This is a genomic window from Mycobacterium appelbergii, assembly GCF_032883035.1.
GTDB classification, from domain to species: Bacteria; Actinomycetota; Actinomycetes; order Mycobacteriales; family Mycobacteriaceae; genus Mycobacterium; species Mycobacterium appelbergii.
The window spans coordinates 169,727-183,857 of sequence record NZ_JAMQTH010000008.1; the positions used below are offsets into that span (position 1 = coordinate 169,727).

Annotated in this window: 11 protein-coding genes and 2 tRNA genes; 8 read left to right on the forward strand and 5 right to left on the reverse strand. The window is 67.3% G+C overall.

What is annotated here, in order from left to right; all coding sequences use genetic code 11:
- Positions 1 to 2: 2 nt before the first annotated feature.
- Genes M1247_RS19735 through M1247_RS19745 form a run of 3 tightly spaced genes read right to left on the reverse strand, consistent with a single transcriptional unit; the run spans position 3 to position 4,009 of the window.
- Positions 3 to 947 carry a phytoene/squalene synthase family protein gene (locus tag M1247_RS19735; protein WP_317158077.1) on the reverse strand — a complete coding sequence of 315 codons (945 nt, stop codon included), beginning with the start codon at positions 945 to 947 and terminating at the stop codon, positions 3 to 5.
- Entirely contained in the window at positions 944 to 2,527 is a 1,584-nt protein-coding gene (gene crtI, locus M1247_RS19740; RefSeq protein ID WP_410506904.1) for a phytoene desaturase family protein, read from the reverse strand. Before crtI ends, M1247_RS19735 begins: the two co-directional genes overlap by 4 nt.
- Before the next feature lie 51 nt (positions 2,528 to 2,578).
- Complete coding sequence (locus tag M1247_RS19745; protein ID WP_317158078.1) at positions 2,579 to 4,009, reverse strand: phytoene desaturase family protein; 1,431 nt, start codon at positions 4,007 to 4,009, stop codon at positions 2,579 to 2,581.
- Positions 4,010 to 4,086: 77 nt separating this feature from the next.
- On the opposite strand from M1247_RS19745, the gene serA reads away from it, so the two are divergent.
- Complete coding sequence (serA, locus tag M1247_RS19750; RefSeq protein WP_317158079.1) at positions 4,087 to 5,673, forward strand: phosphoglycerate dehydrogenase; 1,587 nt, start codon at positions 4,087 to 4,089, stop codon at positions 5,671 to 5,673.
- Complete coding sequence (locus M1247_RS19755) at positions 5,670 to 6,680, forward strand: 3-isopropylmalate dehydrogenase (RefSeq protein ID WP_317158080.1); 1,011 nt, start codon at positions 5,670 to 5,672, stop codon at positions 6,678 to 6,680. The genes serA and M1247_RS19755 overlap by 4 nt, the downstream gene beginning before the upstream one ends.
- Positions 6,681 to 6,688: 8 nt before the next feature.
- On the opposite strand, the gene M1247_RS19760 is transcribed toward M1247_RS19755, so the two are convergent.
- Complete coding sequence (locus M1247_RS19760) at positions 6,689 to 7,882, reverse strand: MFS transporter (RefSeq protein WP_317158081.1); 1,194 nt, start codon at positions 7,880 to 7,882, stop codon at positions 6,689 to 6,691.
- Between the two features lie 119 nt (positions 7,883 to 8,001).
- On the opposite strand from M1247_RS19760, the gene M1247_RS19765 reads away from it, so the two are divergent.
- The 5 genes from M1247_RS19765 (at position 8,002) to M1247_RS19785 (ending at position 11,784) form a co-directional block, all read left to right on the forward strand.
- Complete coding sequence (locus M1247_RS19765; protein ID WP_317158278.1) at positions 8,002 to 9,174, forward strand: alpha/beta hydrolase family protein; 1,173 nt, start codon at positions 8,002 to 8,004, stop codon at positions 9,172 to 9,174.
- Between the two features lie 48 nt (positions 9,175 to 9,222).
- Positions 9,223 to 9,999 (forward strand): fumarylacetoacetate hydrolase family protein, encoded by a 777-nt coding sequence (locus M1247_RS19770; RefSeq protein WP_317158082.1) that lies wholly within the window; start codon positions 9,223 to 9,225, stop codon positions 9,997 to 9,999.
- A complete protein-coding gene (gltX, locus tag M1247_RS19775; RefSeq protein WP_317158083.1) occupies positions 9,999 to 11,450 on the forward strand; it encodes a glutamate--tRNA ligase in 1,452 nt (483 codons plus the stop codon). The genes M1247_RS19770 and gltX overlap by 1 nt, the downstream gene beginning before the upstream one ends.
- A gap of 115 nt (positions 11,451 to 11,565) precedes the next feature.
- A tRNA-Gln gene (locus tag M1247_RS19780) sits at positions 11,566 to 11,640 on the forward strand.
- A gap of 71 nt (positions 11,641 to 11,711) precedes the next feature.
- Positions 11,712 to 11,784, forward strand: a tRNA-Glu gene (locus tag M1247_RS19785).
- 85 nt (positions 11,785 to 11,869) lie between these two features.
- Here the strand turns inward: M1247_RS19785 and M1247_RS19790 are convergent.
- Positions 11,870 to 12,571 (reverse strand): IclR family transcriptional regulator, encoded by a 702-nt coding sequence (locus M1247_RS19790; protein ID WP_317158084.1) that lies wholly within the window; start codon positions 12,569 to 12,571, stop codon positions 11,870 to 11,872.
- A gap of 98 nt (positions 12,572 to 12,669) precedes the next feature.
- On the opposite strand from M1247_RS19790, the gene leuC reads away from it, so the two are divergent.
- Entirely contained in the window at positions 12,670 to 14,127 is a 1,458-nt protein-coding gene (gene leuC / locus M1247_RS19795; RefSeq protein ID WP_317158085.1) for a 3-isopropylmalate dehydratase large subunit, read from the forward strand.
- Positions 14,128 to 14,131 lie beyond the last annotated feature (4 nt).

Consider the following 14,131-nt stretch of genomic DNA (forward strand, 5'->3'; position numbering starts at 1 on the left):
CGTCACGACCCCCGCACGGCTCGCCGCGCCAGCCAGGCCCGGGTCAGCCCGTTCGCGGCCACGGCCAGGCGGCGCCGGGTGCTGACGGTGGCGCGCTGGCTGAAGACCGCGAACTCGATGGATTCGATGCGATCGAGAATTTCGGAGTACAGCGTCAGTGCGGCGGTGATACACGGCCGCGACCGTGGTTCGAGCATGTCGATGCCGCGCTGGGCGTACGTGTACACCCGGCGCGTGATGGCATGTTGTTCGACGAGCGCGCGCCGGACCCGCTGATCGGTGCGCCGATTGGTGTGGCACCACTGGAGCACGTCGCGGTCTACGTCGTAGGCCGACAGTTCGTCGGCAGGCAGGTAGACCCGGCCGAGCTGCAGGTCCTCGTCGATGTCGCGCAGGAAGTTGGTGAGCTGGAACGCCGTTCCGAGGTGGGCCGCGTACGGCGCCGCCTCTTCCGGTGGACCGACGGTGCCGAGCACCGGCAGCATCTGAAGGCCGATCACCTCTGCCGATCCGTACATGTAGCGGTTGAGAGCGGCGCGGTCGGCGTAGTCGGTCACCGTGAGATCCATTCGCATGGAACGCAGGAAGTCGTCGAACAGCTGCCAGTCGATCCCGTAGATCCGTGCCGTGTGGGTCACCGCGGCAAGGGTGGGGTCGTCACCGGAGCATTCATTTTTCACCAGCCGCTTGAACAGGTCTCCGGCCAGGGTCTCGAGTCTGCCCGCGCGGTCCTGGGTGCTCGTCCCGTCCGGGTCGTCCAGGATGTCGTCGGCGTGCCTGGCGAAGCCGTACAGCGCGTGCACGGCGGGTCGCTGATCCGGCGCCAGCAGCCTGGTGGCCAGATAGAAGGTCCGCCCGTGCCGGGCGTTGATCGCCCGGCAGCGCCCATAGGCTTCGCGCAACTCGGGCGCGCGTACGCCTGCTGCTTTCAGTTCTGCCGAGATCATGTCAGCACCGTTCGAGTTTGATTCTCCGACAAAGGGATACCGGTGATCCTGTCGGCTGCCAGGCGTCCGGAGATGACCGCGGTGGGCACCCCTACACCGGGGATCGTCGATGATCCGGCCAGCACGATGTTGTCGATGCCACGCACAGTGTTGGCGGGCCGGAAAGGGCCGGTCTGACCGAATGTGTGTGCCAGGGCGAAGGGGGTGCCTGCGGCCATTCCCTGACGCTCCCAGTCCGCCGGGTCGACGACATGCAGCACCTCGGGTTCTTCCCCGACGCCCGGGAGGCGCTCGTGGACCGTCTCCATCATGTGTTGGACGTAGTCGGTCCGCGCCGTCGCCCAATCGATCGTGCCCACTGCGGTGTTGGGAGCAGGCGCCAGCACGTAGAGCAGATCCCGCCCGGCCGGCGCCAGGGTCGGATCGCTCGCGCTCGGCCGGGTCACCAGGAGTGAGGGATCGGTCATCACCCGGCCCTCGTCGATGATGTCGGCGAAGGTCTCCTGCCACGCGGCACCGAACAGGAGGTTGTGGTGTCCTGCCTCTTTTTCGGTGACGGCCCGGCATCCGACGTGTGCGACCACCGCCGACGGTGCCGGGCGCAGTCGCAGCAGTCGCCGTGGGGCCCGCCCCAGCAGGCGGTAGGTGTCGGGCAATTCGGTGGTCAGCACCACGGCGTCGGCCGCGAACCGCTCACCCGTGTCGGTGACGACCGCGCGAACCCGGTGATCGGACCGCTCGAGTGCCGTCACTGTTGCGTCGTACCGAAATTCGACGCCGGCGCGGGCGGCCGCTGCAGCCATCGCATCCGGGAGCGCCCGCACGCCGCCGACCGGGAAGTGCACACCGGCGACCGTGTCCATGTAGGCGATGACGGCGTACACCGCGAGTGCGCGCTGCGGCGGCACGCCGACATACAGCGCCTGGAAGGTGAACAGACGCTTGAGGCGTTCATCGGTGATGAACCGGCTGACCATGCTGTCCCAGTGGCGGAACGCGCCGAGGGCGGTCAGCCGGGCAAGCTGCGGGGTGAGCAGCGACAGGGGAGAGTTGAAGTTCGCGGAGATGAACCCGTCGAACTCGGCCTGGTAGAGCCGGGACAGCCAGCGGCGCAACTCCAGATAACCCTGCGCCTGGCCACGCCCGGCGAACCCCTCGATCTCGGCGGCCATCAGATCAGGGTTGCTGTGTACGTCGATTCGACTGCTGTCGGCGAAGGCCGCGCGATAGGCCGGGTCCAGCGGCAGCAGGTCCAATCGTGCGGACAACGATTCGCCTACCGCGGCGAAAGCCTCGTCGATGACATCGGGCATGGTCAGCACGGTGGGTCCGGTGTCGATCCGGTACCCGGCCACGTCGGCGCGGCCCACCCGGCCGCCCGGATGGTGACCACGCTCGATGACCGTCACCTGACGGCCGCGCCCGGCCAGCTGCATGGCGGCCGACAGCCCGGACAGGCCGGCGCCGACCACCACCACGTGCGCGGCGAGTCCCGCGACAGCGCGCATCACGTCCGGCATCCGAGCGCCATCGCGGTCTTCACACAGGCGATGTACCCGTGTGTGCGTGAAGACAATCATTTGCGACCGGATTGGCGGCTCCGGCGGTCTGAATCTCCGGTTCGACGACTCTTACGGTGCGAGTCGGGGCATGCGGCGGATGCCGAACTCGTGCTTGAGGACGGTGCGTGCGGCGTAGAAGCCGGCCATCCCGTGTACGCCTCCGCCGGGCGGGGTCGCCGACGAACACAGGTAGGCCTTCGGGATCGGAGTCGTCCACGGGTTGAGTCGCGGTGTCGGCCCGGTCAGCGCGCTGACCATGTTGTTGCCGCCCACGCCGATGTCGCCGCCCACCAGGTTGGCGTTGTGCTCGGCCAGTCGGGCTGCAGGCACGCTGCGCGTGGCGACCACGATGTCGCGGAAACCCGGGGCGAAGCGTTCGAAGATGTCGATGACGGATCCGGCCATGTCCACCGGTGAATCGGCAGGCACATGCGCATAGGTCCACAGTGGCCGCCGGCCCTGAGCGTCGATGCGGGCCGGATCGGCGATATGGGGTGATGCGGCGAGCACCATCGGCCACGACGCATGCCTGCCCGCGGCGACCTCTGATTCCGCCAACGCCATCTGGGCCCGGCTGCCGCCGAGGTGCAGGGTCGGGGCGTGGGTCAAACGTTCATCGCGCCAGGGAATCTCACCGGACAACACGAAGTCGACCTTGGCTACTCCGGGTCCGTAGGAGTAGCGGCGCAGCGCTTTCGCGTAGCGCGGCGGCAGGGAATCGCGGTAAATCGAGAGCAGCGCGGTGGGGGCGGTGTCGTAGAGCACCACACCACCCGGGGGCCGGGTCACTTCCTCGTCGAGCACCAATTCGCCGCCGTGTGCCCTCAGATCGGCGATCAGTGCGTCGGGAATCGACTGCGATCCGCCGACCGGGATCGGCCAGCCAACCGCATGTCCGAGCGTGGCCAGCATCAGCCCGGCGCCTGAGGAGACAAGCGAAGGCATCTGCGAGATCGTATGTGCGGCAACACCACTGAACAGGGCGCGGGCATCTTCGCCCTTCAGGGACCGCCACAGCGCAGTGCCCTGGGCGAGCAGTCGGGGTGCCACCTGAAGCGCTGCGGGCAGCGAGGGCGGGATGGAGCGTTTGTCACCGAGCAGCAGTCCGACGACGCCGTCGCAGTCGCGGGCCAGCGGGCCGAGCAGCCGTTTCCACGAGTCGCCGGATTCAAGTTCGGCACAGGTGCGGTCGATATCGCGGTAGCCGATGGCCGCAGGCCGGTCCGTGAGAGGGTTGCCGTAGGAGATGTCGGGGACCGCTAGTCGCACTCCGCGGGCCGGTAGGTCATAGGCGGCGAAGAACGGCGAAGCCAGCGCCAGCGGATGCACCGCCGAGCAGATGTCGTGGCTGATTCCGGAGAACTCGGGGTCGGGCAGTGTCCGTGCGCCGCCGCCCGGGGTCGATTGCGCTTCGATGACGCGCACCGAAAGCCCAGCTCTGGCGCAGATGACGGCGGCGGTCAGGCCGTTCGGGCCGCTCCCTACGATGGTGACGTCCACGCCGCCATCCTAGGGACGCGCGCTGGACAAGGCGGCCGCCTTCGTGGGCGCTCGACAGAGCCCATTACGCTAGCCGGGTGAGCCTCCCAGTTGTTTTGATTGCCGACAAACTCGCGGAATCGACGGTTGCCGCCCTCGGTGACCAGGTAGAAGTCCGCTGGGTAGACGGTCCCGACCGCGAGAAACTGCTCGCCGCCGTGCCGGAAGCCGATGCGCTCCTGGTGCGTTCGGCCACCACCGTCGACGCCGAGGTATTGGCTGCCGCGCCGAGACTCAAGATCGTCGCGCGGGCCGGCGTGGGCCTGGACAACGTCGACGTCGACGCGGCCACCGCGCGCGGTGTGCTGGTGGTGAACGCGCCGACGTCGAACATCCACAGTGCGGCCGAGCACGCGCTCGCGCTGCTGCTGTCCACTGCCCGCCAGATACCGGCCGCCGACGCGACGCTGCGCGAACGTACCTGGAAGCGCTCGTCGTTCTCCGGTACCGAGATCTACGGCAAGACCGTCGGCGTCGTCGGCTTGGGCCGGATCGGTCAACTGGTGGCTGCCCGCCTTGCGGCCTTCGGTGCGCACGTCGTGGCCTATGACCCCTATGTCTCCCAAGCCCGCGCCGCACAGCTCGGCATCGAGTTGCTCACCCTCGACGAGCTGCTGGGCCGCGCCGACTTCATCTCGGTGCACCTGCCGAAGACCAAGGAGACCGCGGGGCTGATCGGCAAGGACGCCCTCGCCAAGACCAAGCCGGGCGTGATCATCGTCAATGCCGCACGCGGCGGCCTGATCGACGAACAGGCCCTGGCTGACGCGATCACCAGCGGTCATGTGCGTGGCGCCGGGCTCGACGTGTTCTCCACCGAGCCGTGCACCGACAGCCCGCTGTTCGAGCTGCCCCAGGTCGTCGTCACCCCGCACCTCGGAGCCTCGACCGCCGAAGCCCAGGACCGGGCCGGGACCGACGTCGCCGCCAGTGTGAAGTTGGCCCTGGCCGGCGAGTTCGTGCCGGATGCGGTCAACGTCGGCGGCGGTGTGGTCGGCGAGGAAGTGGCGCCGTGGCTGGAACTGGTCCGCAAGCTGGGGGTGCTCGTCGGCGCACTGTCCGACGCCCCGCCGGTGTCGCTGGCCGTGCAGGTCCGCGGTGAGCTGGCGTCTGAAGATGTTGAGATCCTGCGGCTTTCGGCGCTACGCGGTTTGTTCTCCGCGGTGGTCGACGAACAGGTGACATTCGTCAACGCCCCGGCGCTGGCCGCCGATCGCGGCGTGACCGCTGAAATCAGCACGGCCACCGAGAGCCCCAACCACCGCAGCGTCGTCGACGTGCGCGCGGTGCACGCCGACGGATCGGCGCTGAATGTGGCGGGCACGCTGTCCGGGCCGCAGCTCGTTCAGAAGATCGTCCAGATCAACGGCCGTAACTTCGATTTGCGCGCGGAGGGGCACAACCTGATCGTCAACTACAGCGATCAGCCCGGCGCGCTCGGCAAGATCGGCACCCTGCTCGGTGGGGCGAACGTCAACATCCTGGCCGCCCAACTCAGCCAGGACGCCAGCGGTGAGAGCGCCACGGTCATGTTGCGTCTCGATACCGATGTACCCGACGACGTGCGCGCCGCGATCGCCTCGGCGGTCGGCGCCACCACACTGGAAGTGGTCGACCTGTCATGAAACTCGCTGTAATCGCCGGCGACGGCATCGGGCCCGAGGTCATCGGCGAAGCGCTCAAGGTGCTCGAGGCCGTGCACCCCGGTGTGGAGACGACCGAATACGATCTCGGCGCCCGGCGCTACCACGCCACCGGGGAACTGTTGACGGACAGCACAATCGAAGAGCTGCGCGGGCATGACGCGATCCTGCTCGGCGCGATCGGCGATCCGACGGTGCCCAGCGGAGTGCTGGAGCGCGGTCTGCTGCTGAAACTGCGGTTCGCGCTGGATCACCATGTGAATCTGCGGCCGGGTCGGTTGTTCGCGGGCGTCAGCAGCCCGCTGGCCGGGGTGTCGGACATCGACTTCGTCGTGGTGCGCGAGGGCACTGAGGGGCCCTACACCGGCAACGGCGGTGCGCTGCGGGTGGGCACGCCGCACGAGGTGGCCACCGAGGTCAGCGTCAACACCGCGTTCGGCGTCGAGCGCGTGGTACGCGACGCGTTCGCCCGGGCCCAGGGGCGCCGCAAGCATCTGACGCTGGTGCACAAGACCAATGTGCTGACATTCGCTGGCAGCCTGTGGTCGCGGGTTGTCGCGGCGGTGGGCGTGGAGTTCCCCGAAGTCGAGGTGGCCTACCAGCACATCGACGCCGCGACAATCCACATGGTCACCGATCCCGGCCGCTTCGACGTGATCGTCACCGACAACCTGTTCGGCGACATCATCACCGACCTGGCCGCCGCGGTGTGTGGCGGTATCGGGCTGGCCGCCAGCGGCAATATCGATGCCACGCGGACCAATCCGTCGATGTTCGAGCCCGTGCACGGCAGTGCGCCCGATATCGCGGGGCAGGGGATTGCCGATCCGACCGCCGCGGTGATGAGCGTCGCACTGCTGCTGGGCCATCTCGGGGAAACTGATGCGGCGGCCCGGGTCGACAAGGCCGTGGCCGAGCACCTGGCCACCCGCGGGGAGAGCCCGCTGTCGACCGGCGAGGTCGGCGAGCGGATCCTGTCGCTGCTCTAGTCGACCGCTCAGCGTTCGTCGCGCACGCGCTCGTCGGTCGGAACGAGCGGGATCGCCAACAACGGCAATACTGCACATGCCGCGAACGCGGCCGAATACCCCGCCACGCTGATCAGTGCGCCGAACACCGGCGCCGAGCTGGCGGTCGCCAGATGCTGGGCGGTGTTCTGGGTGCCCAGGGCCCGACCGCTCCAGAACGGGCCTGCGATCTCGGCGATCGCCGTGAACGCCAACCCGTTGTCCGAGACGGTGATCACCGAGGCGATCACGATCAACGCGACGCTGATCGGCGAGTCCAGCCAATCGGTCAGGGCCAGCAGTGCCATCGTCGCCCCGGCGGCCAGCGCGATCGTCCGGATGGGGCGCAATCGCTGCCCGATGATGTCGGACCAGCGGCCGGCGGCGATCCGTCCGGCGGCGCCCAGCAGTTGGGAGGCGGTGACCAGTGCGCCCGCGGAGGCGGCCGACCATCCGCGGTCGCTCATCAGCCACACCAGTGTGAATGTCCACACCATGCCCTGAGGCACCACCAAAAGCACTGATACCGCGTGTATGCGCCACAGGACCGATGAGCCCCGGTACGGGTTGGCCAGGTGTTCTGTCGGCGCTTCGTGACGCGGCGGCCGAGGCGGGTCGAGCACGCCCACCGCGCAGATCACCGCGGCGATCACGCAGACCACCGCCGGGAACAGCAGTGCCACGGCGGTTCCATGACTCTCCGCCAGACGCGGAATGACCAGGGCGCCCAAGCCGACTCCCAGTGGAGTCGCCGTCTGCCGGATGCCCATCGCCAGTCCGCGCTGTTCGGGCGGGAACCAGCCGACCACCACGCGGCCGCTGGCGGCATTGCTGCTCGCCGCGGCCATGCCGCCCAGCAGCAGGAACGCGCCGACCGCCAGCAGTGAATCCGCTGAGGCGGCGGCGAAAGCGGCTGCGGCGGTCAGCGCCGAGCCCACCGTCAGCACGATCCGTTCGCCGACGCGGTCCACCAGATAACCCCATGCGATGAGCGTGATCACCAGGCCGAAGCTCGGCATCGAGGACAGCAGTCCGGCTTTCGCGAGATCCAGGCCGCGCTCAGTGTGCAGCGTGGGAATCAGGAACGCCGCGCCGTTGATGAACACATTGGCACAGGTGGTCGCGGTCAGTGCGATGGCCAGCATGGACCAGCGGCGAAAGTTGCTGATCGACGAAACCGGCATGACCGCATGGTTTCACATTTGATCCCAATATCTGAATTGTGATCTCAGTAATTGAGATCCGGTCTGGTGCAGGGCGTCTGGAATGCGACGTGCCCTAGCCTGACACCGTGAAGGCATGGATGGCGGCGATCGGTTTGCTCGTATTCGCACTCGTGGCAGGCCCCGTCCCGACGGCGGCCGCGGCCGAGCCGAGCTGGTCAGGGCTGGATGCGCGGCACTATGCAGGCCCCATTCCTGCCGCAGGCACGCTGATCGAAGAGGTGCCGTTGGACCCCGCGCTGTCGGTCGCGGGCGCGGACCGGGCCTATCGCATCCTGTACTCGACCGTGGATCAACACGATTCGCCTGCGGTCAGCACCGCAGCGGTATTCGTGCCGCACGGTGAGGCGCCATCGGGCGGATGGCCGACCATCGCGTGGGCCCACGGCACCGTGGGGCTCGGTGACGACTGCGCGCCGTCGGCCCAGCCCCGCAGCGAGCGCGACAACGAATACCTGTCGCACTGGCTCGACCAGGGCTATGCGGTCGTGGGCTCCGACTATGCGGGCTTGGGAACACCAGGCTTGATGAGCTACCTCAACAGCATCGCGACCGCGCACGGCGTCGTGGACTCGGTCGTCGCGATGCACCAGATGGACCTGCCGCTTTCGCCGAAGTGGGCGATTGTCGGCCAATCGCAAGGTGGCGGGGCCGCGGTCAACAGTGCCCGGTGGGCAACCGAATTCAGCCGGGGCGCCGGACTGGACTACCGCGGGGTGGTGGCGACCGGGACTCCGTTCAACGTCCAGAGCATCGTCAAGCAAGCCGGCCCGGATATGGCACTGCCGGCGACTCTGGGGCCCGCCGCCAACAGCTACACCGGCTACATCCTTGCCGGGTTCCGCGAAGCCCGGCCCGACATCGACGTCAACAGCGTGCTGACGCCCGCTGGACTCGACGCGGTCAACAAGGCCGAGACGTTGTGCAAGCCGCAACTGGACCAAGCGCTCGCCGGTATGACACCCACCAGCTTCTTCCGTGCGCCGCTGGCGGACCTTCCCGGCGTCGGCGAAGCGCTCGACCGCTACCTGGGCACCCCGACGAACGGCTATGACCGGCCCATCTTCCTGGGCGTCGGGTTGCTCGACCGCGATGTTCCGCCGAACATGTCACAGCAGCTCAACGACGAGCTCGTGGCCAACGGGCAGAACGTCACACTCAAGATCTATCCCGACGAGGATCACTCCGGCACGGTGCTCGCGTCGACGGCGGACTCCACCCCGTTCCTGCGGGGCCTGTTCGACGGGACCTGACCGGAGGCGTCCGGCGCATCGTCGCGCCTGCGCACTACGCTGGCAAAAATGCGCCTAGGTCGAATCGCCAGCCCCGACGGGGTCGCCTTCGTGAGTATCGAAGGTGACGGGTCGGACACCATCTGCAAAGAGATCGCCGAGCATCCGTTCGGTTCGCCGAACTTCACCGGACGCACCTGGCCGCTCGCCGATGTGCGGGTGCTCGCGCCGATCCTGGCCAGCAAGGTGATCTGCATGGGCAAGAACTACGCCGCGCACGCCGAGGAGATGGGCGCCGTGGCACCGGAGGATCCGGTGATCTTCCTCAAGCCCAACACCGCGATCATCGGTCCCGGTGTTCCGATTCAACTGCCCGCAGATGCCTTTCCGGTCCACCACGAGGGTGAGCTGGCAATCGTGATCGGCCGCCCGTGCAAGGACGTGCCTGCTGCACGCGCGGCAGAGAACATCCTCGGATACACCATCGCCAACGACGTGTCGGCGCGCGATCAGCAGAAACAGGACGGCCAGTGGATGCGGGCCAAGGGGCACGACACGTTCTGTCCGGTGGGCCCGTGGATTGCCACCGACCTGGACCCCTCGGATCTGGAACTGCGCACGGAAGTCAACGGCCAAGTGCGGCAGCGCAGCCGGACATCGTTGATGATTCATGACGTGGGCGCCATCGTGGAGTGGGTCTCAGCGGTGATGACCCTGCTGCCGGGCGATCTCATCCTGACCGGTACGCCGGAAGGCGTCGGCCCCATCGAACACGGCGACACCGTCAGCATCACCGTCGAGGGTATCGGTACCCTCTCGAACCCTGTTGTGCGCAAAGGAAAATAATGACTACTCGGGTACGTTTCTGTCCCTCGCCGACGGGCACCCCGCATGTCGGCCTGATCCGAACCGCCCTGTTCAACTGGGCCTACGCCCGGCACACCGGCGGCGCGTTCGTGTTCCGGATCGAGGACACCGACGCCGCGCGGGACAGCGACGAAAGCTACGCCGCGATCCTCGACGCGCTGCGCTGGCTCGGGCTGGACTGGGACGAGGGCCCCGAAGTCGGAGGGCCGTATGAACCGTACCGGCAGTCGCAGCGCGGGGAGATCTACCGTGACGTCGTTGCGCGCCTGCTGGAGGCCGGCGAAGCCTATGAGGCCTACTCGACACCCGAGGAGGTCGAGGCCCGCCACCTCGCGGCGGGCCGGAATCCCAAGCTGGGTTACGACAATTACGACCGCGACCTGACCGACACGCAGCGCAAGGCCTTCGCTGACGAAGGCCGCAAACCGGTGTTGCGGCTGCGGATGCCCGATGAGGATCTGACCTGGAATGACCTGGTGCGTGGTCCGACCACGTTCGCCGCAGGCGTCGTGCCCGACTTCGCGATCACCCGCGCCAACGGGGATCCGTTGTACACCTTGGTCAATCCGGTCGACGACGCGTTGATGAAGATCACCCACGTGCTTCGCGGTGAAGATCTGCTGCCTTCCACACCGCGTCAGCTGGCGCTGTACCGGGCGCTCATCCGGATCGGGGTCGCCGATGCGATCCCCGAATTCGCCCACTTGCCAAGCGTGCTGGGCGACGGCAGCAAGAAGTTGTCCAAGCGGGACCCGCAGTCCAACCTGTTTCTGCACCGGGACCGCGGGTTCATTCCCGAGGGCCTGTTGAACTACCTGGCCCTACTGGGCTGGGGTATCGCGGACGACCACGACATATTCAGCCTCGAGGAGATGGTGGCTGCGTTCGACGTCGTCAACGTCAACTCCAATCCGGCCCGGTTCGATCAGAAAAAGGCCGACGCCATCAACGCCGAGCACATCAGGATGCTCGACGCGGAGGACTTCACGGCCCGGCTACGGGCACATTTCGTTGCCCACGGCCACGACACCGGGCTGGACGACGCCGGGTTCGCCGAGGCCGCCGCGCTGGTACAGACACGGATCGTGGTGCTCGGCGATGCATGGGAGCTGTTGAAGTTCTTCGACGACGACGCCTACGTGCTCGACGAGAAGGCGGCCGGCAAGGAGCTGAAGCCCGAGTCGTTGCCCGTGCTCGACGCCGCGCTGAGCGCCCTGGAAGCGGTCGGGGAGTGGACCACCGCCAACATCGAAGCTGCGCTCAAGGCGGCGCTCCTGGAGGGCCTTGAGCTCAAACCACGTAAGGCTTTCGGGCCGATCCGCGTCGCGGTCACGGGTGCATCGGTGAGCCCACCGCTGTTCGAGTCGATGGAACTGCTCGGCCGTGAGCGCAGCATGTCGCGGCTGCGTGCCGTCAGGGACCGCGTGTGAAAGTGGCCGGAGAATCTTTGGTAGTCTGCACGTCGGCCCGATAAGCACAGCGGAGACGTCGCCACCGTGTGGTTCGGTTCGAAGAATGTCCGTGACCAGCGGTGATGGACAGCCATGGGGTATGGTGTAATTGGCAACACAGCGGTTTCTGGTACCGCCATTCTAGGTTCGAGTCCTGGTACCCCAGCCATTGCGGGAAGGCACAGCCGATTAGGTCCGTTTGAACACCTGAGCTATGCTTTCTCACCGGATTATGTTCTAGCCCCCGTCGTCTAGCGGCCTAGGACGCCGCCCTCTCACGGCGGTAGCGTGGGTTCGAATCCCATCGGGGGTACAAGTCGGTTTCGCGCCTCGTCGCGAGACAAAAAAGGCGCCCAGTTCTCGACGAACTGGGCGCCTTTTGCGTTATGAGATGTCTCTCACAGCCGACGGGTGAGTGCCTCGGACGCCGCAAGCAGGTCCGCCGCCCAGCGTGCCCCCGGTCGCCGCCCCATCCGGTCGATCGGCCCCGAGACAGACACTGCGGCGATCACCGCTCCACGGCCGTCGCGCACGGGCGCGGAAACGCTCGCGACGCCGGGCTCGCGCTCGGCAGCACTCTGCGCCCACCCACGACGGCGCACGTCGGCCAGTGTGCGATCGGTGAACTTGGCGGTCGGCAGCACTGCCTGCTGGGTGGCAGCGTCGGCGTGGGCCAGTAGGACTTTGGCGCCGGAGCCTGCCGTCATCGGAAGTTGGGTACCCACCGGCACGGTGTCGCGGAGGCCGGCGGGAGGTTCCAGTGCGACCACACACACGCGCGACAAACCTTCACGCCGATACAGCTGAACGCTCTCGCCGGTAATTTCACGCAGTCGGGGCAGCACCGCCGCTCCGGCCGTCACCAGCGGATCGTTGACGTGAGCGGCCAATTCGCTCAGCGCGGGCCCCAGCCGCCAGCGGCCGTCGCCGTCGCGGGCCAGTAGCCGGTGGGTCTCCAGTCCAGCGGCCAGACGGTGTGCGGTCGCGCGCGGGAGTCCGGTCCGCGCACAGAGTTCGGCCAACCCGCAGGGTGACTCGGCCACCGTATGCAGCACACCCACCGCTTTGTCGAGCACGCCGATGCCGCTATCATTTCTCACAGAGAGATACTAACGTCTCGCATTATGAGATGGCGAATGTAACTCCCAGCCCTTGACTGCAGCCCACGCAGTGCCCTGAATCGAATCGAGTAGTTGTGATGGACCAATCGACACAGAAAACTCCCAAGCCGCGCACGCTGGCCGAAAAGGTGTGGGACGACCATGTCGTCGCACTCGGCAGTGGGGAAGGCGCGTCGAAGGAACCCGACCTGATCTACATAGACCTGCATCTCGTGCACGAGGTCACCAGCCCGCAGGCGTTCGACGGGCTGCGGTTGGCGGGGCGAGGGGTGCGCAGGCCGGATCTCACCATCGCCACCGAGGATCACAACGTGCCGACGGTCGACATCGACAAGCCGATCGCGGACCCCGTATCCCGCACCCAGGTCGAGACGTTGCGGCGCAACTGTGAGGAATTCGGCATTCGGCTGCATCGGATGGGCGACGCCGAACAGGGCATCGTGCACATCATCGGGCCGCAGCTCGGACTCACGCAGCCGGGCATGACGGTGGTGTGTGGAGACAGTCACACCTCCACCCACGGTGCGTTCGGCGCCATAGCAATGGGTATCGGCACATCCGAGGTCGAGCATGTGATGGCGACGCAGACGCTGCCGCTCAAGCCGTTCAAGACCATGGCCGTCAACGTCGACGGTGACCTGCCGCCGGGTGTGAGCGCCAAGGACATCATTCTGGCGGTGATCGCCAAGATCGGGACCGGCGGCGGACAGGGCCACGTCATCGAATACCGCGGCAGCGCCATCAGAGCGCTGTCGATGGAGGGCCGGATGACGATCTGCAACATGAGCATCGAGGCAGGTGCCCGTGCCGGCATGGTCGCACCCGACGAGACCACCTACGAGTTCCTCAAGGGCCGCCCCCACGCCCCGCAGGGTGCGGACTGGGATGCTGCGATTGCCGCGTGGAGCCTGCTGCGTACCGACGAGGGAGCCGAATTCGACACCGAGGTCTACCTCGACGCCGCCACACTCAGTCCCTTCGTGACCTGGGGGACCAATCCTGGTCAGGGGGTGCCACTGTCGGCCGCGGTGCCCGATCCGGAGCTGATCGTCGACGAGGGCGCGCGACAGTCAGCTGAAAAAGCATTGGCATATATGGACCTTCGAGCGGGTATGGCCATGCGAGATATCGCCGTGGACACCGTGTTCGTGGGCTCGTGCACGAACGGTCGTATCGAGGATCTGCGCGTGGTGGCCGACGTGCTGCGCGACCGCAGGGTCGCCGACGGGGTGCGGATGCTCGTCGTGCCCGGATCGATGCGGGTCCGCGCCCAAGCCGAATCGGAGGGCCTTGACCGGGTATTCACCGCCGCGGGAGCCGAGTGGCGCCAGGCCGGATGCTCGATGTGCCTCGGAATGAATCCAGATCAGCTCTCGCCGGGACAGCGCTGCGCCTCGACGTCGAACCGGAACTTCGAGGGCAGGCAGGGCAAGGGCGGCCGAACACATCTGGTGTCGCCTGCCGTCGCGGCGGCCACCGCTGTGCGCGGCACGTTGTCGTCGCCCGCCGATCTGCCCGCCGCCAGAAACCGTTAGAGGA